At 39.2% G+C, this 26,002-nt stretch carries 26 protein-coding genes and 1 tRNA gene; 16 read left to right on the forward strand and 11 right to left on the reverse strand.

The window, feature by feature from the left end; translation table 11 throughout:
* The first annotated feature begins 187 nt into the window (after window positions 1–187).
* From L659_RS0104270 to alr, 5 genes are all read left to right on the forward strand, one after another.
* Entirely contained in the window at window positions 188–736 is a 549-nt protein-coding gene (locus L659_RS0104270; protein ID WP_024589706.1) for an RNA polymerase sigma factor, read from the forward strand.
* The gene (locus L659_RS0104275; protein WP_024589707.1) at window positions 723–1,205 is read left to right on the forward strand and encodes a hypothetical protein; all 483 of its coding nucleotides are present in this window, start codon (window positions 723–725) and stop codon (window positions 1,203–1,205) included. Before L659_RS0104270 ends, L659_RS0104275 begins: the two co-directional genes overlap by 14 nt.
* A gap of 9 nt (window positions 1,206–1,214) precedes the next feature.
* Window positions 1,215–2,153, forward strand: coding sequence for a DUF4097 family beta strand repeat-containing protein (locus L659_RS0104280; protein ID WP_024589708.1), 939 nt, complete (start codon window positions 1,215–1,217; stop codon window positions 2,151–2,153).
* Window positions 2,154–2,266: 113 nt separating this feature from the next.
* Window positions 2,267–3,646 carry a replicative DNA helicase gene (gene dnaB, locus L659_RS0104285; protein WP_007587308.1) on the forward strand — a complete coding sequence of 460 codons (1,380 nt, stop codon included), beginning with the start codon at window positions 2,267–2,269 and terminating at the stop codon, window positions 3,644–3,646.
* Window positions 3,646–4,725, forward strand: a complete 1,080-nt coding sequence (gene alr, locus L659_RS0104290) for an alanine racemase (protein WP_007587306.1) — start codon at window positions 3,646–3,648, stop codon at window positions 4,723–4,725. Before dnaB ends, alr begins: the two co-directional genes overlap by 1 nt.
* 19 nt (window positions 4,726–4,744) lie before the next feature.
* On the opposite strand, the gene L659_RS0104295 is transcribed toward alr, so the two are convergent.
* Window positions 4,745–4,984 carry a DUF2960 domain-containing protein gene (locus L659_RS0104295; protein WP_007587305.1) on the reverse strand — a complete coding sequence of 80 codons (240 nt, stop codon included), beginning with the start codon at window positions 4,982–4,984 and terminating at the stop codon, window positions 4,745–4,747.
* 107 nt (window positions 4,985–5,091) lie between these two features.
* Between L659_RS0104295 and L659_RS0104300 the strand changes: the two genes are divergently transcribed.
* The 3 genes from L659_RS0104300 (at window position 5,092) to L659_RS0104310 (ending at window position 6,972) form a co-directional block, all read left to right on the forward strand.
* Complete coding sequence (locus tag L659_RS0104300) at window positions 5,092–5,343, forward strand: hypothetical protein (protein ID WP_007587304.1); 252 nt, start codon at window positions 5,092–5,094, stop codon at window positions 5,341–5,343.
* A gap of 201 nt (window positions 5,344–5,544) precedes the next feature.
* Window positions 5,545–6,162 carry a nicotinamide riboside transporter PnuC gene (gene pnuC / locus L659_RS0104305; protein WP_007587303.1) on the forward strand — a complete coding sequence of 206 codons (618 nt, stop codon included), beginning with the start codon at window positions 5,545–5,547 and terminating at the stop codon, window positions 6,160–6,162.
* A 3-nt stretch (window positions 6,163–6,165) separates the two neighbouring features.
* A complete protein-coding gene (locus L659_RS0104310; protein WP_024589709.1) occupies window positions 6,166–6,972 on the forward strand; it encodes a phosphotransferase in 807 nt (268 codons plus the stop codon).
* 3 nt (window positions 6,973–6,975) lie between these two features.
* Here the strand turns inward: L659_RS0104310 and L659_RS0104315 are convergent, their stop codons facing one another.
* The gene (locus L659_RS0104315; RefSeq protein ID WP_007587299.1) at window positions 6,976–7,158 is read right to left on the reverse strand and encodes a hypothetical protein; all 183 of its coding nucleotides are present in this window, start codon (window positions 7,156–7,158) and stop codon (window positions 6,976–6,978) included.
* A 246-nt stretch (window positions 7,159–7,404) separates the two neighbouring features.
* On the opposite strand from L659_RS0104315, the gene L659_RS0104320 reads away from it, so the two are divergent.
* From L659_RS0104320 to L659_RS0104330, 3 genes are all read left to right on the forward strand, one after another.
* Window positions 7,405–7,479 (forward strand) — tRNA-Arg (locus L659_RS0104320).
* Window positions 7,480–7,693: 214 nt separating this feature from the next.
* The gene (locus L659_RS0104325; protein ID WP_024589710.1) at window positions 7,694–8,227 is read left to right on the forward strand and encodes a hypothetical protein; all 534 of its coding nucleotides are present in this window, start codon (window positions 7,694–7,696) and stop codon (window positions 8,225–8,227) included.
* A gap of 1 nt (window position 8,228) precedes the next feature.
* A complete protein-coding gene (locus tag L659_RS0104330) occupies window positions 8,229–8,933 on the forward strand; it encodes an NRDE family protein (protein ID WP_024589711.1) in 705 nt (234 codons plus the stop codon).
* A 108-nt stretch (window positions 8,934–9,041) separates the two neighbouring features.
* Here the strand turns inward: L659_RS0104330 and L659_RS0104335 are convergent, their stop codons facing one another.
* Entirely contained in the window at window positions 9,042–10,805 is a 1,764-nt protein-coding gene (locus tag L659_RS0104335; RefSeq protein WP_024589712.1) for a lysophospholipid acyltransferase family protein, read from the reverse strand.
* A 352-nt stretch (window positions 10,806–11,157) separates the two neighbouring features.
* On the opposite strand from L659_RS0104335, the gene L659_RS0104340 reads away from it, so the two are divergent.
* Window positions 11,158–12,372 (forward strand): HD-GYP domain-containing protein, encoded by a 1,215-nt coding sequence (locus L659_RS0104340; RefSeq protein ID WP_007587289.1) that lies wholly within the window; start codon window positions 11,158–11,160, stop codon window positions 12,370–12,372.
* Here the strand turns inward: L659_RS0104340 and L659_RS1000000123890 are convergent.
* A complete protein-coding gene (locus L659_RS1000000123890; RefSeq protein WP_024592106.1) occupies window positions 12,332–12,655 on the reverse strand; it encodes a hypothetical protein in 324 nt (107 codons plus the stop codon). The two genes, L659_RS0104340 and L659_RS1000000123890, sit on opposite strands and share 41 nt — an antisense overlap.
* 294 nt (window positions 12,656–12,949) lie before the next feature.
* On the opposite strand from L659_RS1000000123890, the gene L659_RS0104345 reads away from it, so the two are divergent.
* Window positions 12,950–14,191 carry an outer membrane protein transport protein gene (locus L659_RS0104345; RefSeq protein WP_024589713.1) on the forward strand — a complete coding sequence of 414 codons (1,242 nt, stop codon included), beginning with the start codon at window positions 12,950–12,952 and terminating at the stop codon, window positions 14,189–14,191.
* A gap of 113 nt (window positions 14,192–14,304) precedes the next feature.
* Here L659_RS0104345 and L659_RS0104350 read toward each other — a convergent pair whose 3' ends face one another.
* From L659_RS0104350 to pepA, 3 genes are all read right to left on the reverse strand, one after another.
* Entirely contained in the window at window positions 14,305–17,160 is a 2,856-nt protein-coding gene (locus tag L659_RS0104350; RefSeq protein ID WP_024589714.1) for a valine--tRNA ligase, read from the reverse strand.
* 53 nt (window positions 17,161–17,213) lie between these two features.
* On the reverse strand, window positions 17,214–17,660 hold the full coding sequence (locus tag L659_RS0104355; RefSeq protein ID WP_007587285.1) for a DNA polymerase III subunit chi: 447 nt from the start codon (window positions 17,658–17,660) through the stop codon (window positions 17,214–17,216).
* 150 nt (window positions 17,661–17,810) lie between these two features.
* Window positions 17,811–19,322, reverse strand: a complete 1,512-nt coding sequence (gene pepA, locus L659_RS0104360; RefSeq protein WP_007587283.1) for a leucyl aminopeptidase — start codon at window positions 19,320–19,322, stop codon at window positions 17,811–17,813.
* A gap of 309 nt (window positions 19,323–19,631) precedes the next feature.
* On the opposite strand from pepA, the gene lptF reads away from it, so the two are divergent.
* Together lptF and lptG are read left to right on the forward strand one after the other, a co-directional pair.
* Complete coding sequence (lptF, locus tag L659_RS0104365; protein WP_007587281.1) at window positions 19,632–20,744, forward strand: LPS export ABC transporter permease LptF; 1,113 nt, start codon at window positions 19,632–19,634, stop codon at window positions 20,742–20,744.
* Complete coding sequence (gene lptG / locus L659_RS0104370; protein ID WP_007587278.1) at window positions 20,741–21,808, forward strand: LPS export ABC transporter permease LptG; 1,068 nt, start codon at window positions 20,741–20,743, stop codon at window positions 21,806–21,808. Before lptF ends, lptG begins: the two co-directional genes overlap by 4 nt.
* Window positions 21,809–21,932: 124 nt before the next feature.
* Here the strand turns inward: lptG and L659_RS0104375 are convergent, their stop codons facing one another.
* The 4 genes from L659_RS0104375 to L659_RS0104390 all read right to left on the reverse strand — a co-directional run bounded on the left by L659_RS0104375 (window position 21,933) and on the right by L659_RS0104390 (window position 25,529).
* A complete protein-coding gene (locus L659_RS0104375) occupies window positions 21,933–22,433 on the reverse strand; it encodes an RDD family protein (protein ID WP_024589715.1) in 501 nt (166 codons plus the stop codon).
* Window positions 22,434–22,604: 171 nt separating this feature from the next.
* Window positions 22,605–23,369 carry a DUF6515 family protein gene (locus L659_RS0104380; RefSeq protein WP_024589716.1) on the reverse strand — a complete coding sequence of 255 codons (765 nt, stop codon included), beginning with the start codon at window positions 23,367–23,369 and terminating at the stop codon, window positions 22,605–22,607.
* Window positions 23,370–23,747: 378 nt separating this feature from the next.
* Entirely contained in the window at window positions 23,748–24,005 is a 258-nt protein-coding gene (locus L659_RS0104385) for a hypothetical protein (protein WP_024589717.1), read from the reverse strand.
* Window positions 24,006–24,389: 384 nt separating this feature from the next.
* Window positions 24,390–25,529 (reverse strand): alkene reductase, encoded by a 1,140-nt coding sequence (locus tag L659_RS0104390; protein ID WP_024589718.1) that lies wholly within the window; start codon window positions 25,527–25,529, stop codon window positions 24,390–24,392.
* An 80-nt stretch (window positions 25,530–25,609) separates the two neighbouring features.
* Here L659_RS0104390 and L659_RS0104395 point away from each other — a divergent pair.
* Window positions 25,610–26,002 (forward strand): LysR family transcriptional regulator (locus tag L659_RS0104395; RefSeq protein ID WP_196812460.1); only part of this gene is annotated, 393 nt, incomplete at its 3' end.

Consider the following 26,002-nt stretch of genomic DNA (forward strand, 5'->3'; position numbering starts at 1 on the left):
CACGGCTTTTTTGTGTCTGTAATTTGGCTAATTTTAATTAGTTAAGGGCACTGTTAAATACAACCTCGTATAAGCCCCTTTTTTATTCAATTATTTTTTCATTCCCTTTAAACCTTTTCGAACTGTTATTACGTCTAACTTATCAATACACTAACTCAATAATAATAATTAAAAGGCGACATAACGGATGTTACACGCTAAACCCGAACAAACGCCTTTATGCGAAGCTAAACTCATTGAGCGTGTTAAATCAGGTGATCAAAGCGCATACACAACGCTTTATGAGTTACATATAAAACGAGTCTACGGTTTATGTTTACGCTTATTAGCGGACCAAGCGCATGCTGAAGATGCAGCCCAAGAAGTGTTTGTACAGGTATGGCGTAAAATAGCGCAATTTGACGGTCGCTCGCAGTTTTCTACTTGGCTTTACAGCGTTGCCAGTAATGTAGCAATTAGTTACTTACGCAAGCAAAAAAATTGGCTGCAAAAAGTAGTGAGCATTGAACACTGCGGTATGGATGAGCAATCAGCTAATGACTGCAAAGGCTTAAATGGTCTCGATAAATTAATAGTAAGGCTTCCTGAGCGCGCACGTATGGTGTTTGTGTTATTTGCAATCGAAGGTTACAGGCACGAGGAAATAGCCGAGCAATTAGGTATGGCTGTTGGTTCAAGTAAATCGCAATATCATCGTGCTAGGCAGCTACTACAAGAGTGGTATGAAAATGAATAAACCAAATTTTGACGACTATTTAAATGAGTCATTAAACACGCTTGATAAAGACATTACGCCACAAAAAGACCTGTGGGCGGGAATTGAGCGAGCAATGGTTAGTAATAAGCAGGACCTAAAAGGCACTGCTATTTGGCCAAAACTAACAGCAATAGCTGCCTGCACATTAGCTGCTTTAATTGCTGTAAATCTATTTGTTATAGCGCCCGAGCCACAACCCGTAGTGGCTATAAGTGATTACTTTTCGGCGCAAAAAAACAGTTTGTTGGTTGAATATGAAAATAAAGAAGCATTGACCACTAACTGGCAAACGCAGCTACAAGAGCTTGAAAACGCAGAGCAAGCAATAAAGCAAGTTCTTGAAAATGAGCCACAAAACCAAGCGCTACTAACAATGTTAGCGCAAGTATATCAACAACAACTTGATTTAATTAACAAGGTGCACGCGCCACGTTGGCAGCACATTTAGGAGTACGACATGAAAGCGATTTTATTAGGACTGAGCTTATTTCCGTTGGCAGTATTAGCGGGTGAAAAAATAGATAAGCAAATAGACGTACCAAGTGGCGGCACTATTTTTATTGAAAACCAACGCGGTGATATACATATTACAGGCTGGGATAAAAACGAATTTAAAGTATCTGGCGAGCTTGATGACAAAGCCGAGGGTTATGAGCTTAAAATAAATGGCGATAAAACTCAGTTTATTGTAAAAATGCCACGTAAATCAAATTGGAGTAATAATGGCGATGGCTCAAGCCTAACCATATTTATGCCTAAAAGCAGTAGTTTAGAATTTGCTGGCGTTAATGTATCGGTGACTGCGAAAGAGCTAAAAAATGGCGCTGAAGTTGACGTGGTTAATGGCGAAATTACGGTAGATGATATTACTGGCAACATTAAGCTCACCACCGTAAATGGCGATGTAAATGCAGAAAACCTAAGTGGGAATATTCAATTTGAAACCGTAAATGGCGAAATTAACGATAGAGAATCAAGTGGTGAACTACGTTTTAGCGCTGTTAATGGCGATATTAAATCAACCTCAAGTGCCAATGATGTGCGCCTTGAAAATGTAAATGGCGATATAGATTTTACGCTATCGTCAATTAAAAACTTACGTATTAACACGGTGAATGGCGAAGCCGAAGTACATATTAAAGAGCTTTTAAAAGGCGGTGATGTACGTTTTGAATCGGTAAGTGGCGATGGTGATTTTTACTTTCCTGACAGCGTATCTGCAAATTTTGAAATTAAAGCGCACGCTAATGGCAAAATCATTAATAAAGTTACTGGCGATAAAGTCAGTAAAGCTAAATACGGCCCAGCCAGTGATTTAGAATTTAGCATTAATGGCGGTAATGCTAATGTTGAAATGGATACAATTAGTGGACGCATAGAGCTTCGTATTAAATAACGCTCATTCACCTTCACGATTACAAAAAGCAGGAAAAGATTTCCTGCTTTTCTATTTGCACAGCCCCTTCAAGTCGATAGAATAGAGCCATTCAATTTTACTACTGTGAAGTTATGGCCAAACCAGATAAGCAAGTCGATACACTTAAAGTTCCTCCCCATTCAATAGAAGCTGAACAATCTGTTTTAGGTGGCTTAATGCTTGATAACCAAGCTTTTGACCGCGTAGCGGAGCTTGTTGTATCACAGGATTTTTATACCCGCACGCACAAGTTAATTTTTGAGGCGATGACGGCACTTGCTGAGATTGGCGATCCGATAGATTTAATCACTATTTCTGAAAGTTTAGAAAAAAATAATAAACTGGCAGGAATTGGTGGCTTTGCTTATTTAGCAGAAATAGCTAAAAACACGCCAAGTGCTGCTAACATTGACGCTTACGCAAGTATTGTACGCGAACGTGCTGTTGTACGTGAAATGATTGGCGTAGCGAACGAAATTGCAGAAGCGGGTTTTAATACCGAAGGACGTACCAGTCACGACTTACTCGATTTTGCCGAAAGCAAAGTGTTTAAAATAGCTGAGCAACGAACAAAAAATAATGAAGGCCCGCAAAGCATTCATAGCATCCTTGAAAAAACCGTTGATAAAATAGAAGAGCTTTATCAATCACCACAAGATGGTGTTACGGGTGTAAGTACAGGTTATGCCGATCTTGATAAAATGACGACGGGCTTACAGCCTTCTGACTTAATTATTGTTGCAGCGCGTCCATCAATGGGTAAAACCACTTTTGCGATGAACCTTGCAGAACATGCTGCAATGACTCAAGACAAACCAGTATTAATTTACTCTCTAGAGATGCCTTCAGAACAAATTATGATGAGGATGTTAGCGTCTCTTGGCCGTATTAACCAAACTAAGGTACGTACTGGTCAATTAGATGATGACGATTGGGCACGACTTTCATCAACAATGGGCTTGTTGATGGAAAAAGGTAAAATGTACGTTGATGATGCATCGGGCTTAACACCTACCGATGTTCGTTCACGTGCAAGGCGTATAGCCCGCGACCACGGTGGCATTAGTATGATCATGGTCGATTACTTGCAGTTAATGCGTGTACCAAGCCTTGCTGATAACCGAACGCTCGAAATTGCTGAAATCTCACGTTCACTTAAAGCACTAGCAAAAGAGCTAAAATGTCCGGTTGTTGCGCTTTCGCAGCTTAACCGTACGCTAGAGCAACGTGCCGATAAACGTCCTATTAACTCAGATTTACGTGAGTCGGGGTCGATAGAGCAGGATGCCGATTTAATCATGTTTATTTACCGTGATGAAGTTTATAACGAAGACAGTACTGACAAAGGTATTGCCGAAATTATCATAGGTAAACAACGTAACGGCCCAATTGGTAAAGTGCGTTTAACATTCCAAGGTCAATTTTCTCGCTTTGATAATTACGCGGGACCAGCGGTAGATGACGATTACTAATGCGCTTAGCCACTGCTGAAATTAATTTAGCTGCACTTGCGCATAATTTAGCGCAAGTTAAGTGCTTTGCACCTAACAGCAAAGTAATGGCGGTGCTAAAAGCAAATGCTTACGGGCATGGTTTAGTAACGATTGCGCAGCATTTAAATAATGCTGACGCATTTGCTGTGGCGCGTATAGATGAAGGGCTTGCCCTTCGAGCTGGGGGCTTAACAAAGCCAATAGTTTTACTAGAAGGCTTTTTTAACAAAGCCGACTTACCTATTTTACTCGCTAATAACTTTCAAACTATTATTCATGATGAATACCAATTAGCCGCGCTTGAAAAAGCAAAGCTTGATGCGCCAATAACATGCTGGTTAAAAGTAAATACAGGTATGCATCGACTAGGTATTGCACCAGAGCAGTTTGAAGAGTTTTATAACCGCTTACAAAAAACACCTAACGCCAAAAATACCGTTAATTTAATGACCCACTTTTCGTGTGCTGATGATGTTGATAATGCCAAAACGGTTCAACAAATCACGTTATTTGATAACTTAGTGAATGGTATTGACCAAGCACATTGTTTATCAAATTCTGCTGGTATTATCGCGTGGCCGAGCGGCCATGGTGATTGGGTGCGCCCTGGGCTTATGCTATATGGCGTATCACCAATGGCAAATAGTATTGGGCAACAACACAAGTTAAAGCCTGTTATGCGCTTAACTACGCGCGTAATTGCGGTGCGTAATGTACCAGCGAATGAGGCGGTAGGGTATGGTGGTCGTTGGAAAAGCGATAAACCAACCAAATTAGCTGTTGTGGCTATGGGTTATGGCGATGGTTATCCTCGGCACGCTAAAGAGGGCACACCAGTAATAATTGGTAAGCAGCGTTATGGTATTGTTGGCAGTGTTGCTATGGATATGATTAGCGTAGATATAGGCGCTAATGAGCACAATATTAAAGTGGGCGACAGAGTCACTATGTGGGGCCCTGAGCTACCAGTTGAAGAAATAGCATTGTGCGCTGATACTATCCCTTACGAGCTATTATGTAATATTACACCGCGCGTAAGTTATGAGTATCAGCGTTAATACAGCTATAAAGCGGTATTTACTCTTTTATAAAGTAAACGTCGCTAAAGCCCATACGGGCAAATTCTTGGTCGCGAAAGTTACGAACAGAAGCAGACCCTTTTGAGGTCATTTCTATTTGCTGTACCATGCTTAAGTAATTAGTCAGATCAATACCTTCGGCGGCAGCAATTGCTTGATACATGTCGTGGTATTTATCTTTAGCGAAATTAATCTCGCGCGGTTCGTTTTTATATTTGTAGGTTATTCTACGTGCCATATTAAGCTCATTTCAATTGAGTGTTGCAGCGATTTTACACTGTATTTAATAACGGCTCTAGCATTGAATGACTTGTTGTAATCGGTAATTAAAATAAAGAGTCAAAAATGAAATTATCAGTAGAGATCAGTAAATACCCACTTCACCAAGATTATATCCCGTTTATTCAGGGCTTTATTGACAGATTAAACGAATACGATGATTTAAAAGTGATTACTAACACGTTATCAACGCAAATTTTTGGTGATTACGATTTAGTAATGCAGGTGTTAAATACCGAAATTAAACGTTCATATGAAGAATTTGGTAAAGCTATTTTTGTATGTAAGTTTCTCTCTGGCGACTTATCGCCTGAATAACCTATAATACCAACCTGCATAAATCTTTGATCAATTTAACGAATTAAATTGCACTATAACGTCGTTAAAAATTTTTTATTTAGAACAACTAGATACAAAAATTTTTGCCTAGTTCTAGCGTAATTTTCTTAACGTTAAATAGACCCCGTATATAAGCAGATTGGTATAACAATCGGCACAACTAAACGGTAACTGCATAATATGGACTTTTTAACACAAACCTTAAGTGGTTTTACAGCAATGTCGCATTGGGAATATATTGCGGTAGGGTTGTCGATGGCTTATTTATTATTAGCAATAAAAGAAAGCTTATGGTGTTGGCCCGCGGCATTTTTTAGCACGCTCATTTATACAATAATGTACTGGAATGGCGCATTGCTTATGGAGTCATTACTTAATTTTTATTATATGTATATGGCTGTATTTGGCTGGGTTGTATGGCGTAAAGGCAAAGCTGCAAATTTAAATATTACATCGTGGTCGATAAACCGTCATGCTGTTTTAATTAGTTTAACAACCGTAGCTGCAATAGTTATTGGTTACGTTATGCAAAACTATACTCATGCCGATTTTGCTTATCTTGATAGTTTTACAACGTGTTTTGCCGTAGTAACTACTTACTTAGTGGCTAAGAAAGTCCTCGAAAACTGGCTGTACTGGATTGTAATAGATGCCGCTTCTATGTATTTATATTACGAAAAAGGCTATTACCCAACGCTAGCACTCTTTATATTTTATACCATTATGGCAGCGTGGGGCTTTAAAACTTGGTACGAAGAGTACGAACAAAGCCAAGCTAAGCCTCTAGCACAGCTTTAATCAATGATTGAGCATACTCAGTTAGTAAAAATGTGTAGTGCGTTTATAGAGCCTACAAGCATTGTTTCAAGCGAGCGATTACTTAATGGCTTTAGTAACGATAATTTTTTAATACGTACCGAGCAACAAGGGTATTTGTTAAAGTGTTATAAAAGCCATTGGCCAAGTGACGGCCTTGAAGCGCAGCGCTTTTTAAGTAACTTTAATATATGTCCTGCGCCTATTTGGCTTGATAAAGAAAACGGTCGTGCGGTATTTAATTATATTGAAGGCAAGAGCGCGCAATCGGATATAACGCTTAGCTTTATTAATAAACTTGCTCAAGTGCACAATTACAAAGTATCTACCGCGCCAATGGATATAGCTAAAGAGCTTCATTTTTATCAAAGCACCGACGTCTATACGCAATATAAACCTCAAATAGAGAAGGCACTCAAAGCCGTTGCAGCTATGTCATTTAATGGAGGCTTTTGTCATAACGACTTAGTAAAAGATAACATTATTGTAAATGCTTCAGGCATGTATTTAATTGACTTTGAATATGCACAAACTAATGATGTGTATTTTGATTTGGCAGCCCTTGCAGTGAGCTTTAATCTTAATAAGAGCAGTGAAAGCGCATTGTTAAATAACTATAAAAATAGTATCGATAAAACAAAAACGTTTAATCCTTCAATGGATAAGCTGAATTACTATAAGCTGTTTTTTTTAGTGTTATGTATTGGCTGGTATGAAGAGCGCAGCATAACTAGTAAATCTGTAATGTTACGCGCGCAGCTAACTAAACTCGTTAATAATACTTTTTTATAGATGTTAAAGACCACCAAAGCGCTCGGCGAGCTCTTTGTATTTTGTTACTTCGGCTGTATCAAATTGTGGTTCACCATTTTCATCTTCTGATTTAGCAATTAATAAACTTTCTCTAGAGAGGCGTTTTACACGCTCTACTTTTACACCTAAAAACTCAGCAACTTGCTCAGTAGACATTAAACTCATCATTATTTCCTCGTATTAAATCCATCCGCACAGCGACAATCATAGTTTCAATGTTACTAAACCGTTACTGTTTCCTATTCAATAAGAATAAATAGCGTGTTTTTAAGCCATTGTGAAGTGTTTTATTTAAAAGAGTTTAATTAATAAGCATATAAGCTGATGTTACTGGTATTTATTTAAAGATCTCTTTATCATTGCTGATGCTAAAGCACTGATATCGCGAGTTGGTGTGGCGGCAACAAATGTGCTCTCGTGGTGAAATGGATATCACGTGGCCCTCCGGAGGCTGAGTTGTAGGTTCGATCCCTACCGAGAGCGCCATTTGCTTTTACATCTACTAATATTCCCCTCTATATTATCTAGCTTCTCATTAATTACTTTTATATTTAAAAATGTATTACTGCATAAATTTTGAAATTTTATTGTAAGAACAGCTTTCTAGTTATTTATACAATGCAAAATTGCATTATTCAAAATGTTATCTAACGTTATGTATGCATATACGACGAAATTATAAATGAGGAAAACCGATTCAATGTTAAATAGTCAGTTAGAAATACTCGCTCAAGGACATGCTTATCTTGAAAGTGTAACTAAAGAGGATTATTCGCAAATCGTTGCTCCTAATTTCATTAGTTCAGCTGGGTCACATATGCGCCACATTATCGATCATTACCAATCTTTAATGACGGGCTTTGGTATAAATAATATTGATTACGATAGTCGCCTACGCGGCAGCAATATTGAAAGTAACCCCTGTGAAGCTATAAAAAAAATTGCAGAGATAGCATCGTGGATTGAACAGCTAAGTACAGATGATTTTAATAAACCGCTGTTACTTTCAAGCGAAGTATCAATTAAAAGTAAAAATGTACAAACTGTAACAACCTCATTAGCACGAGAGCTTATATTTGTAGGAAGCCATGCAGTACATCACTATGCGATGATTTCACAAATTACCTTTGCACAAAAAGCATCATTCGACCAGAACTTTGGGTTAGCACCAAGTACAGCCACTTTTTTGAGAGAAAAAAGCCAACAAAGCCAATTAAAATCACTGCAAAGTTAATATGTGCACTTTAAGTTACTTCCTAACTGATGATGGCTACGAGTTGTTTTTTAATCGTGATGAACAAAAAACGCGAGAAATGGCAATCGCCCCGAGTAAGCACACAGGTAACGCAATTTACCCTATCGATCCGCAAGGGGGTGGTACTTGGCTTGGTGTATCGCATTGGGGGCAAACATTAGCTTTATTAAACGATTATCAAAGTGCATTTGATATAAATGCCGTAAAGCACAGCAGAGGCCTCTTAATCCCGCATTTACTAAGCAATAATACCCCTGCATTGTCTCAATTAAAAAATATGGATTTATCGGGTTACGCGCCTTTTAAATTGTGTATTTTTCCGGATAAATTATCGCTAAATAATGGTCACATCGCTTTTGTTCGATGGGACTCAAAACAATTAATCGATTGCCAAGTTGAATCGCTTGCAACGTCATCTGGCGTTGAGCTAGAAACAGTTACACAAAAGCGTAAACAACAATTTAAGCAATTTATTGACTTAAGATATCCTGCAAGTGAGCAGTTTTTAGCATTTCATTACAGCAAAGCTGATCAAGGCCAATATGGTGTAAATATGCAAAGAGAAGATGCAATGACAGTCAGTATTAGCCATATTAAAGTTGGTAACACTATACGCTTTAATTATTTTGATAAGCAGTCTCAGCTCATTAGCAGCATTAGTTGTTTAAAAGTGGCTGCAGCTTAACTAAATATTTTTATAGCTGTTACATAACTAAAAAAGTCGACGCAATTAGTTGCGTCGACTTTTTTGTTGCTCTATTTTCATCTGCAGTATTAATACAGCAGGTGAAAATTATGAGTGATTTATATAATCATCTTTTTTATCACCAAGGTAGAGTTTAAGTAGCTTTTCAGGCGCACTTGGTAGGTGCACACTTAAAAGTAATCCTGGGGTGTGATTAAAGTTACTGTCAATTCCCATACAATGAAATTGAGCGCCTAGCTTATGATATTGCTTTAATAAAATCGGTATGTCTTTTTTATCTTCTTCTATTCCCATAACCAATGTTGATACATGATCTATGTTTAACGTGTGATCAATAATGAAGTCTTCAAACTCTGGATGAATTTTATTATTAAAAGGCGTATTGGCGCTAACACCTTGTTTATTATTAACCATTGCATGGTCAATAATTGCGACAGAACGAGGGTCGTAAAGCTTACTTAATGAAACCGTGCCATATAAAGTCCTATAACGTGGGTTTTGCGCCATAAACGCACCGATCCCTTTAAATAGCAGTAATAAGCCATGGTAACTGCCTTGATGTTTTTGAACTATAAACGAGCGACCCATTTCCAAGCACGGCTGTTGTTGATTAATAAAAGAGGGTTCAAAATTAAACATTTGCGATAAATAAAGGGCGCTCACGTCGCTATTTTTTTGTAATAAATCAGTTTGTCCAATTCGATAAGCTCCAATGATCTCTTCATTTTTATGATCAAAAATAAATAAATGCATGTAGCTTGCGTCAAACTTATCGGTATCACATGGCTCACCGCTTCCTTCGTTCAATGTACGAAAGGTTATTTCTCTAAGGCGTGTTATTTCAGCAACACAATTAGGTATTTGATCTTGATAACCGTAATAAACGGAGTAACTTTTAAAGTCTAATAAGTGCTGCTCGCTTGGTAAGCTAGCAAGTTCACTCGTCATTTTTGTTTTATCAACATCCTGCATAATCGCTTTTAGTTGCATTGATTGGGCATCGTCTTGCCAAGGTGTTACAAAGCGTTCATCGTTTAAATAGCAAAGCAGGCGCGCAATATCGTTAATGTCGTCAGTTTTCTCAAATTTATTTAATAACTTAGGTGTAAGTAAATTACCAGCACCTAAATTAATGGACCTTTTTTGAATTTTAAGTAATTCACGTATTAGCATTAATAATCTAAATCGGTAGTAAATACGTCCCAAATTGTAAAACATAGGGCTATTTTGACCACTAATAAACACAGGTAATAAAGGGGCTTGTGTTTTTAAGGCTAGTTGAGCCGCTAAGCGATTCCATTGACCGTCGGTTACACGTTGTTTTTTTGATTGAAAAAACGAAACCCTGCCAGCAGGAAAAACCACAAGTAAACCATCGTTATTTACATGTTTAAAACACTGTTTAATTGCACTGGTGTTAATGGCTGCTTTTGGTTTTAGCGGATTGGCAAAAATAAAATAGTCTTTAATTTCTGTAAATATTTTTAAACCAACGTTAGCCATTACTTTAGTATCGCTACGATAATGGGTGAGTAATTTAGCAATTATTACGCCCTCAATCATGCCATAAGGGTGGTTACATACTACTATGCAAGGGCCTTGCTTAGGTATTTTGTTAATAACACCTTGTGCGCCAAGTACATTAATACCCAATACATTTAAAAGCTTTTCACTAAACTTCTGCTTATCTAAACCCGATAAATTATTAGAGAGGTATATATCACGCAGTTTATTTATACCTAGTAAGCTATCGAGCAGTGGAGCGGCTACTTTTAATATATGACCCAAAGGCGAGGCTGTGTTTATTGCAGCCACACTTAGGTTTGATACGGGGTGGTTTAGTTTTGTCATATATTAGTACTCTTAAGAATTTAAAGCAGTTGTTATTAAGTGCTGTGTATATTGAGACCGAGGCAAAACAATATTATGTTCAAGAAAGGTTAATAAAGTTCGCTTTTTTATAATGATTAGATAAATTTTATAGCTAAATCACCTGCTTTTTAGTGATAAGCAATTTAGTGTAGTTGAGATGAAAGCGTTTAATTATTAAAAAGTAAAATAATCAGAATTACAGTGCAGCTCTAATAGGGCTGTAAATAATGGTTTTAGTTATATATAACTACTTACAACTCAAAAACTAGACTTTTAGGCTTAATTAATGCTATTTAAGGTACATATTCCTTAATAGAAAAATCCCGCCTTTATGCTAATTACTTTGCCCGTGTCTGAGCTTACTCCTGGTATGTATGTTGATAGCGTTACTAAGCAACATGAAGGGATCAATAGCATAAAAATTAAGACCAGTGGCTTAGTGCGCGATAGATCTATTATTAAGCGTTTAGTTTCCGAAGGGGTGCTTGAGCTGCTTATAGATTTTGCTAAAGGTGATGCCCCAGTTCCTGCCAAATATAAGCCTCAAAGCAAACCTAAAACATCTAATAGCCAGCAAAAAGCCGAAAAAACACCTATAGCAATCTCAATTGAACAAGAATTTGCTAAAGCGAGTGTCAATTACGATCAGCATGGCCGAAAGCTACAGTCGTTATACGGTGACTTAACATCTGGCCTGAGTGTTAATATAAAAGTGCTTGATGAAATAGCCAGCGAAATAGTCAGCTCAGTTTTTCGTAACGCCAACGCCATGACTATTCTTACTCGTATAAAAGATAAACACAGCTATAACTGGCGGCATATGATCAACTGCGCCATTTTTACCGCTGTATTTGCTAAATACTTAGGGTACAAAATGGCTGTTGTGCAAGAGCTTGCCATGGGCGCGTTACTTCATGATTTAGGCCAAGCTAAATTACCGCAGGGTATATTTTCAAAGCCAACTAAGGTTACTAATAATGAGCTCTTAGCGATTAAAAAGCATGTAGCGCAAGGTTTGGGTTTAGTTAAAGGCGAGAAGGGTATAACACCCCTTATGCTTGATATGATAGTGAATCATCATGAGCGCTTAGATGGCTCTGGTTATCCGCGAGGCCTACAGGCAGAGAAGTTAAGTCGTCCAGCGCGTATAATGGCAATTGTAGATGTGTACGATGCAATGACTGCCGATAGAATGCATCAAGATGGTGATGAACCAATCAACGCATTGCGGTACTTATTAGCCAATAAGCAATTGTTTGATGGTGAGTTAGTACAGCGTTTTATAAAGTGTTTAGGGGTTCATCCAGTAGGAACTATTGTAAAATTAACGAATGAACGTTTAGCTTTAGTGCTTGAAGGGAACGTATTAAATCCTATTAAACCTAAAATTAAGCTATTTTATAATGCTAAGCACAATCATCATGTTACACCGAAAGACATCGATTTAAGTGAGCACACCCAAGAGCTTAAAATACTATCAAGTGTTAAGCCCTTAGATTATCAGATTAATTTGTCTCGCCTGCTAAAAGAGCATTTGTTGAACTAGTTTTACTGCATTGCCTTTTTTTAGTTTGTTTTGCAGAAATAAACGCACCCAAAAAGCAATTTCCCATCAGTGTTAACCATAACAAAGTGCCTAGCTCTACGTGCAATGCAAAACAACACAGCGCTAAAGATATTAACGCATTTAACATTGCCCCTAGCCAATAATGGTTTACGGGGTTATCGCATTGTCCTGCTTGAGTACATGCGCAGTAGTTTGCTTTGTAAAAGCAAAACACACTCGCCCCACAAAATATTAGCCCTGTAATAATAAATAAAATGATCACAGTTTTACTTCCATTGCGATTTTATAATGAGTGTAAGTTGCTACTAATTTCAAGTCAATCTAAATGATAATTAATTACATTTAGAGTGTTTGCTCTAATACCACGCTTCTAGTCCGATGAGTTTTAAATTACCGTTAATTTGTCGTTAAAATGTGGTTAAAAACCGGTTTTTTTGCTGTTTTTTGACACTTTCATAGAGTTTTTTACAAAAAATTAAGGTAGTGTAGCCAAGTTTTAAATCCTAATAACAACACACATAGTACCCAGACAGTCAGTTTGGTTAAGGACTCAACAATGAAATTTTCTAAAACTCTTATTGCAGCTTCGCTTGCATTTGTTTCAGCTGATAGCTTTGCAGCTGCGTTTCAATTATCAGAGCAAAATGCATCGGGTTTAGGCCGTGCATACGCTGGTGAAGCTTCTATCGCAGACGACGCGTCTGTAGTTGCACGTAACCCTGCACTAATGACTTTATTTAAAGAAAAGCAACTAAGTGTTGCTGCTATTGGCGTAATCCCAGATGTAAGCTTAGAAGGTGAAGGCGCGCCAACTGGTATTGATCAATCTTCATTAGATGACGATAGCATTGCACCAAGTGCAGTGGTACCAGCAGCTTACTTTACTATGCCTTACAACGATAAAGTATCGCTTGGTTTTGGTGCATTTTCTAACTTTGGTTTGTCAACTAAATTTAATGATGACTACGCCGCAGGCCAGATTGCGGGTGAGACTGAGATTTTTACAGTTAATATGAATGCAAGTGTTGCCTATAAAGTAACTGAGCAGTTTAGTTTTGGTGTTGGCCTAAATGTAATTTATGCTGATGCAACTATAGTTCGAAAAATAGGTGTAAACCCTTTTGGCGTTCCAAGTTCAACGAACGTTGTTGATCTTGAGGGTGATGATACTGGCTACGGCTTAAATGTTGGCCTAATGTATCAACTTGATGAAAATAGCCGTTTTGGTTTTAATTATCGTACAGAAACAGATATAACATTTGAAGGAACTTATTCAAGCGCTGCACGTGGTATCGCTGAGCGCTCAGGTTCTGTTGATATTACTCTACCCGCTATCGCTGAATTTTCTGGTTCACATCAGTTAGATGAAAAGTTAGGTTTACACTACAGCGTACTATGGACTGGATGGAGTAGCTTTGACAAATTAGAAGCTGAAGTTGGTTTACCACCAGAGCAAGGTTTTGAAAAAACAGAAGACTTCTCTGACTCTTTCCGCTACTCAGTAGGTACTGATTACCAGTTAAATGAAGACATACTACTTCGTGCTGGTGTTGCATTTGATGAGTCGCCGGTATCACAAACGCACTTATCAATCTCTATTCCTGATACAGACCGTTTCTGGTTCTCGTTTGGTGGTAACTACACAATTGATCAAAACTCTAATGTTGATCTTGGTGTGAGTATTATCCGTGGTAAAACACAAACGTTTACAGAAACTGATGACTCAGGTAGTCAGTGGGCTTTTGAATCTAAAGGTCACGCAGTACTAGTTGGTGCTCAGTACAACTACAAGTTTTAATGTAGAAGTGTCTTGTGGTTAATCACAGGGCACAAAAAAGCCGCTCACTTTAATTAAAGTGAGCGGCTTTTTTAATGCCTATTAAATAGTGTTAATAGGCATTTTATGAAAGCTTATAAACTTTCTATTTTAGTTTTTTGCTCAAGTAGCTTAGTTTTAGCATCGCTAAACTCAGCTAGTTTTGCATTTTCTTTAGCAAGTACAGCTTCTGGTGCGTTGTTTACAAACTTTTCGTTAGCGAGTTTGTTTTGCACTTGTGCTAGGCCTTTTTCTGCTTTTTCGAGTTGCTTATTAATACGCGAAAGCTCGGCTTCCACATCAATTAAGCCCGCCATTGGGATCATGATCTCAAGGTTGCCAACATAAGACGTGGCACATGCTGGTGCATCGTCTTTGTTTTCAAGCATTGTAAACTCTTCAATTTTTGCAAGTGATGCTAAAAATGATTTGTTTTCTTCAATGCGTCGCACGTCGTCGCTCGATGCATTAGCAAGTAATACGCTAAGTGGTTTACTTGGACTAATATCCATTTCACCACGAATATTACGAATAGCTAAAATGAATTGTTTAACCCACTCTAAGTCGTCCATTGCTTTAGCATCAACGCTTGCTTCATTATATACAGGGAACGGCTGAACCATAATGCTGGTGTTTGCTGTTTCAAGGCCTGCAAGTGGTGCAACACGCTGCCAAATAGTTTCAGTGATGTATGGCATCATTGGGTGCATTAAACGCAGTAAGCTTTCAAGTACGGTAATAAGTGTATTACGTGTACCACGTTGCTGCGCTTCATTACCTTTAAATAATACCGGCTTAGTTAGCTCTAAGTACCAATCACAAAACTGGTTCCAAGTGAATTCGTAAAGTGTGTTAGCAGCTAAGTCAAAACGGTAGTTATCTAAATGCTCTGTGTAGGTTTTAACGGTTGCTTCATATTGACCTAAAATCCAGCGGTCAGCTAATGAAAGCTCCGTTTGAGCACCGTTTGCAAAACCACAGTCTTGCTCTTCTGTATTCATTAATACGTAACGGCTCGCGTTCCATAATTTGTTACAGAAGTTACGGTAACCTTCAAGGCGGTTCATATCCCAGTTAATATCACGACCGGTAGATGCCATTGCAGCAAGGGTAAAGCGAAGGGCGTCGGTGCCGTGTGCTTCAATACCGCCTGCAAATACTTTACGCGTATCTTTTTCGATTTTAGCGGCAAGTTTTGGCTGCATCATGTTACCAGTACGTTTTTGTACTAGGTCTTCAAGTTCAATGCCGTCAATCATGTCTAGTGGGTCAAGTACGTTACCTTTTGACTTAGACATTTTATCGCCATTGTCGTCACGTATTAAGCCAGTTACATACACAGTTTTAAACGGGACTTGTGGTTTGCCATTTTCGTCTTTTACAAAGTGCAGCGTCATCATAATCATGCGCGCAACCCAGAAGAAAATAATATCAAAACCAGTTACCAACACGTCAGACGGGTGGAAGGTTTTTAAATCATCGGTATTTTCTGGCCAACCTTGTGTAGAGAACGTCCAAAGCGCTGATGAGAACCACGTATCAAGTACGTCTTCGTCTTGGCTTAGTGTTACACTATCTGCAATGTTGTTTTCACGGCGTACTTCAGCTTCGTCGCGACCAACAAATACGTTACCTTCATTGTCGTACCAAGCTGGGATACGGTGACCCCACCAAAGCTGGCGTGAAATACACCAATCTTGTACGTCGTTCATCCACGAGAAGTACATGTTTTCGTATTGCTTAGGTACAAATTGAATATCGCCATTTTTAACAGCGTCTTTTGCAGGTTCAGCAAGTGGTGCAACACGTACATACCATTGGTCGGTAAGTAGTGGCTCAATTACCACGCCAGAGCGATCGCCGTAAGGAACCGTTAAACCATGGTCTTCAATTTTTTCAAGTAGGCCTAGTTCTTCAAATTCTGCCACAATTGCTTTACGCGCTGCAAAACGATCAAGCCCGCGCAAGCGCTCAGGAATTGGCGCATCAAACTCAAGCTCTTTACCGTCAAAGGTGTATGTTTCACCTTGGGTTAAAATAGCGGCGTCTTTATCGAAAATGTTGATCATCGGCATTTGATGACGCTTGCCCACTTCGTTATCGTTAAAGTCGTGCGCTGGGGTTATTTTTACACAGCCCGTGCCTTTATCTTTATCGGCATGTTCGTCAGCAACAATTTTAATACGACGATTAACGATAGGTAATAAAATCTCTTTACCGATTAAATCTATGTAGCGTTCGTCATCAGGGTTTACTGCAACACCCGAGTCGCCAAGCATGGTTTCTGGACGCGTAGTTGCTACTACAATGTAGTCTTTTCCATCTTGCGTTGTAACGCCATCAGCTAGTGGGTAACGTAAGTTCCACATGTGGCCTTGCTTGTCTTTGTTTTCAACTTCAAGATCAGAAATAGCCGTGTGTAATTTTGGATCCCAGTTTACTAGGCGCTTGCCTCGGTAAATTAGGTTTTCTTTGTGAAGGCGTACAAACACTTCTTTAACAGCTTCAGATAAACCATCATCCATTGTAAAACGTTCACGATCCCAATCAACAGATGCGCCAAGGCGGCGAAGTTGCTTAGTGATAGTGCCGCCCGATTCTTTTTTCCATTCCCAGATTTTATTAATAAAATCTTCGCGGCCTAAATCGTGGCGTGTTTTGCCTTCTTCGGCATGCAGTTTACGCTCAACTAACATTTGCGTTGCAATACCTGCGTGGTCAGTACCTACTTGCCATAATGTGTTGTTACCTTGCATACGTTTAAAACGCGTTAGGGTATCCATTATTGTATCTTGGAAGGCGTGGCCCATGTGTAAGCTACCAGTGACATTTGGCGGCGGGATCATAATTGAATATGGTACGCCTTTGCCAGATGGCTTAAAGTAGCCTTTTTGTTCCCAGTCTTGATATAGAGACTGTTCAATATCTTGCGGATTGTAGGTTTTATCCATTACACAGAACCTTAAATAAGTACTTAAATTAGTTGGTTAGTTTGCCTGATTGGCTAGCTATTAATATCTTGCGTGGTGAGATTGGCACCGAGTTGGCGTAGCTTTTTAAAACGCTCGCGGGCTGCTTGTTTAGCCGCTGCTTCTACGGGTACAAAATCAAAAACTTGGTTAAACCGACGAATGTAATCCGGTAACTGAGTAGCCAAGTTAATTAAAACTTTACGATTGCCAACAGGTGGCGTAATACCAATTTCTACAGGTGCGCCGCCTTTAGGGCCTTCACCTTGTAAATTATGTGGCACAAAACTATCTGGATCGAATGCCCAAATTATTTCATCAATGGCACAGGCAGCTTCGTTATCGTTAACACAAATAAACACACGCTGCCCATTTCGATACTGATCGGCCGCAATTTGAGCAGCCAAAGCAAAATGATCGTCAGCCTTCGCTTTAGACTCATCTTGTTGCTTTAGAACGAAAAATTTAGCATTCATGTTCATTGTATCGGGGTTTCCCATGACATTGAATGTATACCAAATTGATATACATAAATTAAGAGGCAGATTTTGCCATATAACGGGGTTTGCTTCAATTAATACACAAATAAATAAGGCGCCAAATGGCGCCTTATAAATAGCTAAACAGTGTGTTTAATCTTGAGCGGCTTCACTTACGCCAGCTCTATTTAATAAATACTGAGTAAGCATTGGTACAGGTCGACCCGTTGCGCCTTTTTTAGCGCCACTGCGCCACGCTGTACCGGCAACATCTAAATGCGCCCAATGATACTTTTTAGTAAATTTAGACAAGAAACATGCCGCAGTAATAGTACCCGCAGAGCGTCCACCTAAGTTTGTAAAGTCAGCAAATGGGCTTTCTAGCTGATCTTGATAGTCATCCCATAACGGTAACTGCCATGCGCGGTCGCCACTTTGCTCAGACGCTTTTAATAAATCGTGTGCAAGTGGGTTATGGTTTGATAGTAAACCAGTCGCATGCGCGCCAAGGGCTACAATACAAGCGCCAGTAAGTGTTGCTACGTCAATAACCGTATCTGGATTAAAGCGTTCAACGTACGTTAGTGCGTCGCACAATACTAAACGACCTTCAGCGTCGGTGTTTAACACTTCAACTGTTTGCCCCGACATTGTTGTTAAAATATCACCTGGGCGATACGCGTTTGAGCCAGGCATATTTTCACAACCAGCTAAAACACCAATAACGTTAATTGGCAATTGCATTTGTGCAAGTGCACGCATTGCGCCAATAACACCTGCAGCGCCGCCCATGTCGTATTTCATTTCGTCCATGCCTTCGCCTGGTTTTAATGAAATACCGCCTGAGTCAAACGTTAAGCCTTTACCAACAAGTACAATAGGGGCTTGGTCGTCAGCGGCGCCTTTGTAGTTAATAATCGACATAATTGATTCGTTATCACTACCTCGGCCAACAGCTAGGTAAGAATTCATGCCTAGTTCTGCCATTTGCTTTTCGCCAATAATATCAACAGTGATGTTGTCAAAATTAGTTGCCAACTCTTGTGCTTGCTCGCCTAAGTACACTGGGTTACAAATATTTGGTGGCATATTAGCCACGTCTTTACACAGCTTACTACCTGCAGCAATGGCTAAACCATGCTCAATGGCACTTTCGCCAATCGTTAGTTCGCGTCGTGTTGGTACGTTAAACACCATTTTACGAAGTGGACGACGAGGGTCTACTTTTTTACTTTTTAATTGGTTAAACGTATATAAGCAATCTTGCGTTGTTTCTACTGCTTGACGAACTTTCCAGTAAGTGTCGCGACCTTTAACGTGTTGCTCTGTTAAAAAGCAGACTGCTTCCATAGAGCCTGTTTCGTTTAAAGTATTAATAGTTTTAGAAATAATTTGTTTATATTGCTTATCATCAAGCTCGCGCTCTTTACCACAACCTACAAGCAATATGCGCTCGCTTAATACATTGGGTACATGATGCAATAATAAAACTTGGCCTGGCTTACCTTCTAAGTCGCCACGGCGAAGTAAATTAGAGATATAGCCATCACTAATTTTATCGAGTTGTTCACCAATGGGGGATAACCTACGTGGCTCGTAAACGCCAACCACAATACATGCGCTGCGCTGTTTTTCTGGGCTACCACTTTTTACGTTAAATTCCATTGTCACTCCTGATTTTGAGTCATTTAAGTTAGTAAGTTGGGGCTAAAAAAGTATTTTCTAGTCTTATCTACGTAACTTATGTAAGGATAATTCTTATTTTAGCTGATTTTGCTAGACTCTTACTGTGTAATTGAACTTTATATGCTTAAGGGCTACTAATGCAACATTATATCGTGCACTTAGGTAGGATAATTAAATTTGATGGCTTATAATAATAGCCTATTTGCCGGTATTAATTGGGTAAAATAGCTATTTAACTATTCAATTCTCACTATCGTAGTGAAATTCCATGTTTAACAGGGGCGAGCATTGCTAATTTTCCGTTATTTGACCGCTGAGGTTTTAAAATCGCAGGTCGCCGTATTTTTAACTTTAATGACAATATTTTTGTCACAAAAGTTAGTTGGTATTTTAGGTGATGCCTCTGAGGGCAGCATTCCTGCTAAATTAGTGCTATCGATGATTGCACTAAAGCTTCCACAACTAGCCTCGCTAATACTTCCGCTGAGTATATTTTTAGGCATTATTTTGGCTTACAGCCGTATTTACGCCGATAGCGAAATGACCGTCCTTAAAGCCTGTGGCGTAAGTGAATGGTATGTTGTGCGCGTAACGCTTATATCAAGCGTTGGGCTTGCCATATTAGCCGCTGCATTGACTATGTATATAGCGCCGTGGGCAAGCGAGCAAGAGTATCAATTGAAAGAACAAGCCAAAGCCGATGCAGGGTTATCTGCACTCAGAGCTGGGCGGTTCCAAGAAACCGGTAACGAAAAAGCCGTGGTGTTTATTCATAATATTGAAAAAGGCGGCAAAGAGCTCAATAAGGTATTTGTTGCACAGTTACCTGATAGCGAAAAAGGCAATCTAGCGCGCTTAGTATATGCACAGCAAGGTGTTGTGGTTGAGGCCGTAAATGGTGAGCAACAGCTAGTACTAACAGACGGTAAACGTTACGAAACAGACGGCACAACGCCTGCACTTAATTTAACAGAATTTGACGGTTACAGCGTACAAATACGAGAACAAGAAATAGAGCATCAACGCCGTAAATTAGAGGCTGTGCCAACTAACCAATTATTGGCTATAAACACTCCTGAATCTATTGCTCAATGGCAATGGCGACTCGCTATTCCGTTATCAATCCCACTACTTACCTTACTGGCAGTGCCGCTAAGTGTGGTTAATCCTCGCCAAGGTAAATTTGCAAAACTAGTGCCTGCTATTAGCTTGTACTTAGGCTACTTTATTTTACTAAATGCCGCTAAATTTGCAGTTGAAGATGGCAAAATCCCGCCTTCAATCGGCTTGTGGTGGATTCACCTAAGTGCCCTGTTTATAGGTGGGTTATTAATTATAAAAGGGCGACCACTGGGCGCTTGGCTTAAAGCCGTTGTAACTAAGCGGGAGTTAGGCTCATGATGAAAACGCTTGATTGGTATTTAGGCCGCAGTATTTTACAAACTACCGGCTTTGCATTGTTGGTACTTGTTGGTATTAGCACCTTAATTAAATTTATCGACCAGTTAAAGTCGGTAGGGCGCGGCAGTTACGACTTAATGACCGCAATGCTTTACACGCTTTACACAATACCTGGCGATTTAGTGGTGTTTTTTCCGATGGCCGCGCTAATTGGTGGCTTAACGGGTTTGGGGGCACTTGCCTCAAACAGTGAGCTGGTAGTGATGCAAGCCGCTGGTATGTCGCGCTTACAAATAATTGGTTCAGTGATGAAAACGGCCATATTTATGGCTGTATGCATGATGGCACTTGGCGAATGGGGTGCACCTGAAGCGCAATTACACGCTAAAGAAATGCGAAACCAAGCAATACATGGCGGCGATGTGTTTAATACACAAAAAGGTGTATGGGCTAAAGACGGCAATAATTTTATTAATATTGAAGATGTTGATGAAAACGGCAGGCTCAACGGGGTACACATGTACCACTTTGATAAATCGCTAGAGCTTACCCAAATTACTAAAGCAAGAGATGCACTGAGCCGAAAAGAAGGCTGGCTACTTCGTGACGTAAATAAGGTTATTATTACTAGCGAAAAAACCACAACAGAGCAATTACCAGAAGAGTTTTACCCTTCGCAGCTCACAGCTGAAAAGTTAGGGGTTGTTTCGGTAAAACCGGAGTCACTTTCATTTACTGGGCTTTGGTCGTATTTAAGTTACTTAGAGCAAAACGAACAAGACACAAGTACCTATGAGCTTGCTCTATGGCGTAAGTTGATGCAGCCAGTATCTGTTGCGGTAATGCTGCTGGTGGCGCTCTCGTTTATATTTGGCCCACTACGTACCGTTACTATGGGCGCACGTATTATTATGGGTGTTGTAACGGGGATTGTGTTTCACTTAACTAATGAAATATTTGGCCCTGTCGTTATGGTTTACCAAATACCTGCCATTATAGGGGCGGTATTGCCCAGTATTATATTCATAGGCTTTGCGACATATTTGATGAATAAACGGGTATAGATTTACCTATTCAAAGCATGAAAAAGGGTGACCACTGGTCACCCTTTTTGCTTTTTAATTACCGCTTAACTACCGCTTAACTACCGCTTAACTATCGCTTAACTCACGATTTGAAAAGTTGGTATTAATCAAGCTCACTATAAATACGTCTGTTTTCTTCTTTAGTAAGTGCAATAACTTCTGTTTTAGAGATGTAATCTTGCAGTGCTTTTTTGTTTTTAAAATCTACTAACACCACCAAATTACCTAAACCGAGTAAAGCGCTAACGCTGCGGATAATTGATTGTGGCCAGCTAATTAAATTACCCTCAATAGTTTGTACTTTTAAACGCCATGCACGCATGCCAATGGTTTGCCCGCTTTTAGTCCAAAAGTAGCCAAAAAATACTAAGGTAACAATAATTAAAAGAGCGGTACGAATACCCGAAAGAAGATTTGAATTTTGAATAAAGGCAGATACATCCTCTGCGCCATTTAAACTAATTACATCGAGAGAAATAAGCCCTTGTACTGCAAATAAATACAGCACTACAGTTAACATCGCAAACGCAATAATGGCTAACGTATCGTAAACTAACGACGCAAAACGGCGCCAAAAACCAGCACGTGGAAACTCACCCGACATAAATACACTCTCACTATTAATATGCGAGCTAGTTTAGCAAAAAAGCTTACAAATACTAAGACATGTTAATGCTTAGAGAGGGAATTGATTTTATTGCTTTAAGTTACTACCTACAGGGGAAATGAAAAAGACCCTGCTATTGGTAGCAAGGCCTTTTAATTTATAGCGGATTTAACCTAGCTTGATAGCAAGGTATTTTATGTCGTCACCACTTATTTGCGGTAAAAAATAAATATCGCCGTATTTAAAATACTGCTGCGAGTTAATTATTACGGCCTGTGCTGCCTGAGGCAATGAATCGTAAGTTTGGCCCAAGCTATAATCATTCACATTACCCACTTTTATTGCCTGATTAAGACGGGTTGGTGGCTCATCAACCACTGTATAACCGTCATTATTTGCGACGTAATACACGTTTTGATATGTGTAGTAGGTGGTATTGTGATGCTTAAAATGCCTGTAATTTCTTGGTAGCGTATTTATACGCAGGCCTCTAGGTGGCGTAACTACGTGGTAGCCTCTTTTAGCTTTACGGTAGTAAAGGCCGTCGTTAAACGTAAACGAAATACCATTAAATCTAATCGATGCGCTATTGCGTGGTAAATGGTTTATAAATCGATTTTGTCTGTAAGCGACTGAATTATTATGGTTTGTTAAGTAGTTATATTTGCGCTGGTTGTAGCGGTATTGTTCACGCTTTTCCTGCTTGTACTTAGCAAGTTTACGTTTTTCTTGCTTACGGTCTTCTCGTTTTTCTTTTTTATGCTCAATACGCTGCTTTTTTTCATGGCGGCGTTCATCGCGTTTATATTCAACACGTTTGTCGTGGTCACGTTTAAAGCTTTTATCATTCTCTCGCTCGTTTTGTGCTCCAAGCGCAGAGCCTGATACTGCGCCAATGGCGAGCAGTGCAGGTAGTAAAAAAGTAAGTTTCATAGTATTGCCTCGTTTATGTTTTTACATAACTGGGTTCAATACTAGCGGTTCAAACTGAATGTTAACTGACATACAACAGCAAACGGAGCTATGCTTACAGCTTTTTACATTTTACTGACGGTTCTTGACATAATATCTAGTTTTTGACGATTTTTAAGGGTAATTCTGTTCTTTTTAAGGGGGGTATTACGAGAGATATTTTAATAATATTGCTATTAAATTATGTATTTGGACTTTTTTGTTGTGCTTAGAAAACGTTATTTCCGTGCATTTTTAGATGGGAAAATACCAATAATAGAGTTTAAGTGGTGTAAAAAGCTAAGTTTGCGGCGCGTTGTTTATTGCCGCAAACATGACTTTATATTTTAAAGTGCGCATTTATCTTTTAATAAATTTAAGGCTAGGGTGATACGTTATGGTATTAACTTTAACAAATGCTGTGTTATTAACGTTTCTTTTAACAACTTTAACTGGAACATACTTGATTACCTTAGTTTGGTTAATTTTTTTCAGTTCTCGTTTTAGCTGAACCTTTTTATATTCTTGCTTTGCATATCTATCATGTGGTGCTGCAAATGCAAAACTAGATAAAGTGCCCATAACTAATAGTGCAGGTAGTATAAATGTAAGTTTCATAATATTGCCTCGTTTGTGGTTAACATGGCTAGTATTGACGTTTGAAACTGAATGCCAACTGCATATAGGGGCAACTGTAGGGAGGCTTTACACCCTTTTACTTATCTTTACTATTCTTGACGCTAATACCAATCCGCAGTAATACTTAATCAATTTGAGAGATTCAATCTAACGCTAACTCTATTAAAAAATGACTGATATATGGCTGCATAAATGCAGAAGGTAGAGAAATGAAAGAGCAATTGTCGAGAACAACTAATAACAAATTCAGCAGTGTTATCAACACCTTTTCTTACCTCAAAACAGGTAGCTTAATTAAGCTACCTGTTATAAAACCGTATTGGTTCTATACCAATTCCATATATCGTTTAGAGTTTAGGTTGGCTACTTTTGATAAAAAGGATAGTCGCTATAACCTACTTCAGTACCGCCATACATAGTGGCTGCATCGGCCTCGTTAAACGTCCAATTATTCGCTATACGCTCTGGTAAATCAGGGTTAGCTATAAATGGGCGACCAAATGCAAATAAGTCACCGTAACCTTCACCTAAAATACGTACCGCTTTTTCTACTGTGTATTTACCAGCATAAATAATGCGACCTGAAAATTCAGCTCGTACTGCTTTATAAAATTCTTGTGGTAAATCAGGAGCATTTTCCCAATCAGCTTCCGCTATTGATAAGTAAGCAATGCCAGCTTGCTCAAGCACTTTAACGGCTTGTACATAAGTATGATGAGGGTTTGATTCAACAAGTCCTAGATACACTCGTGTTTCATCTGTGCTTTCAAATAAAGGAGCAAAGCGAACACCTAAACGATCAGAGCCTACAACGTCACTTACCGCTTCAACTATCTCTTTTAAAAAGCGCAGGCGATTACTAAGCGTTCCACCGTATTGATCGTCACGGTTATTAGTATGTTCAGAAATAAACTGATTAACTAAATACCCGTTAGCACAATGAAGCTCTACGCCATCAAAGCCTGCTTCTAGAGCATTACGTGCAGCTTGCGCATACATGTTTACCAGCTTGCCAACCTCAGTAGTACTTAGTGCACGGGGCTCACTTGGTTCAGCCAATGCGCCTTCACCAGGTGCGGTTTCAATAAATACTTTTACATTGTCAGCAATAATCTCTGAAGGGCCAACCGGTTTACCTGAATTTGGTTGTAGCGTGGTGTGCGATACGCGCCCTACATGCCAAAGCTGAGCAAAAATAACACCGCCTTTAGCATGTACTGCATGTGTTACTTTTTTCCAGCCTTCAATTTGTGCTTGCGAGTGAATACCTGGGGTCCAAGCGTAACCTTGTCCACGAGGTTCTATTTGTGTGCCTTCGGTAACCATAAAACCAGCCGATGCCCGCTGCGCATAATACTCAGCCATTAATTCATTAGGAATATTGCCAGGCTGAGTGCTGCGAGAGCGAGTAAGAGGTGGCATCACAATACGGTTTTTGAGTGTAAAAGGGCCAAGCTCAATTGATGAGAATAAAGGGGCGGTATTAACTAATTCTGATTTCATTTTAAATTCTCTTATAAAGCAAACAAAGGCTTAAATAGTGGTTAAGCAACATTGGCAGCATAGAGATTTAAAGATACAATTTGAAACAACACTTTTTTGTGCAGCATACAATTATGAATGGTATTAGTCGGCTCGATATAAAACAGTTAAGAGTACTCAGTAGCTTATTAGAACTGCAAAATCTTTCGCAAGTAGCCAAAAAAATGGGGTTAACGCAACAAGCTATTAGTGAGCAACTACGAAAGCTACGAGACTTATTTGACGATCGCTTGTTTATTCGCCAAGGCAATAACATGGTTGCTACTCCTAAAGCGCAAGGACTCAAGGCGCCTATTAATCATATTTTAAAGCAATTAGAATCGTTATTAGAGCCCGAGCTGTTTAGTCCGCAAACTTATAAAGGTGTGTTTACCATAAGCGCAACCGACTACGCCACGCAGGCCTTATTGCCGCAATTATTTAATATTACCCGC

It is taken from the genome of Pseudoalteromonas sp. S8-8, from assembly GCF_000497875.1.
Taxonomy (GTDB): domain Bacteria; phylum Pseudomonadota; class Gammaproteobacteria; order Enterobacterales; family Alteromonadaceae; genus Pseudoalteromonas; species Pseudoalteromonas arctica.

Bases quoted from the DNA above. Each gene is read 5' to 3' on its own strand.
- L659_RS0104295 (WP_007587305.1), bottom strand. From the start codon at position 4,984: ATGGCACGTAGAATAACCTACAAATATAAAAACGAACCGCGCGAGATT.
- L659_RS0104380 (WP_024589716.1), bottom strand. From the start codon at position 23,369: ATGAAACTTACTTTTTTACTACCTGCACTGCTCGCCATTGGCGCAGTA.
- L659_RS0104355 (WP_007587285.1), bottom strand. From the start codon at position 17,660: ATGAACATGAATGCTAAATTTTTCGTTCTAAAGCAACAAGATGAGTCT.
- L659_RS0104330 (WP_024589711.1), top strand. From the start codon at position 8,229: ATGTGCACTTTAAGTTACTTCCTAACTGATGATGGCTACGAGTTGTTT.
- alr (WP_007587306.1), top strand. From the start codon at position 3,646: ATGCGCTTAGCCACTGCTGAAATTAATTTAGCTGCACTTGCGCATAAT.
- L659_RS0104275 (WP_024589707.1), top strand. From the start codon at position 723: ATGAAAATGAATAAACCAAATTTTGACGACTATTTAAATGAGTCATTA.
- lptG (WP_007587278.1), top strand. From the start codon at position 20,741: ATGATGAAAACGCTTGATTGGTATTTAGGCCGCAGTATTTTACAAACT.
- L659_RS0104280 (WP_024589708.1), top strand. From the start codon at position 1,215: ATGAAAGCGATTTTATTAGGACTGAGCTTATTTCCGTTGGCAGTATTA.
- L659_RS0104375 (WP_024589715.1), bottom strand. From the start codon at position 22,433: ATGTCGGGTGAGTTTCCACGTGCTGGTTTTTGGCGCCGTTTTGCGTCG.
- L659_RS0104340 (WP_007587289.1), top strand. From the start codon at position 11,158: ATGCTAATTACTTTGCCCGTGTCTGAGCTTACTCCTGGTATGTATGTT.
- L659_RS0104350 (WP_024589714.1), bottom strand. From the start codon at position 17,160: ATGGATAAAACCTACAATCCGCAAGATATTGAACAGTCTCTATATCAA.
- L659_RS0104270 (WP_024589706.1), top strand. From the start codon at position 188: ATGTTACACGCTAAACCCGAACAAACGCCTTTATGCGAAGCTAAACTC.
- L659_RS0104345 (WP_024589713.1), top strand. From the start codon at position 12,950: ATGAAATTTTCTAAAACTCTTATTGCAGCTTCGCTTGCATTTGTTTCA.
- L659_RS0104335 (WP_024589712.1), bottom strand. From the start codon at position 10,805: ATGACAAAACTAAACCACCCCGTATCAAACCTAAGTGTGGCTGCAATA.
- pnuC (WP_007587303.1), top strand. From the start codon at position 5,545: ATGGACTTTTTAACACAAACCTTAAGTGGTTTTACAGCAATGTCGCAT.
- L659_RS0104390 (WP_024589718.1), bottom strand. From the start codon at position 25,529: ATGAAATCAGAATTAGTTAATACCGCCCCTTTATTCTCATCAATTGAG.
- L659_RS0104385 (WP_024589717.1), bottom strand. From the start codon at position 24,005: ATGAAACTTACATTTATACTACCTGCACTATTAGTTATGGGCACTTTA.
- L659_RS0104310 (WP_024589709.1), top strand. From the start codon at position 6,166: ATGATTGAGCATACTCAGTTAGTAAAAATGTGTAGTGCGTTTATAGAG.
- L659_RS0104315 (WP_007587299.1), bottom strand. From the start codon at position 7,158: ATGAGTTTAATGTCTACTGAGCAAGTTGCTGAGTTTTTAGGTGTAAAA.
- pepA (WP_007587283.1), bottom strand. From the start codon at position 19,322: ATGGAATTTAACGTAAAAAGTGGTAGCCCAGAAAAACAGCGCAGCGCA.
- dnaB (WP_007587308.1), top strand. From the start codon at position 2,267: ATGGCCAAACCAGATAAGCAAGTCGATACACTTAAAGTTCCTCCCCAT.
- L659_RS0104325 (WP_024589710.1), top strand. From the start codon at position 7,694: ATGTTAAATAGTCAGTTAGAAATACTCGCTCAAGGACATGCTTATCTT.
- L659_RS0104300 (WP_007587304.1), top strand. From the start codon at position 5,092: ATGAAATTATCAGTAGAGATCAGTAAATACCCACTTCACCAAGATTAT.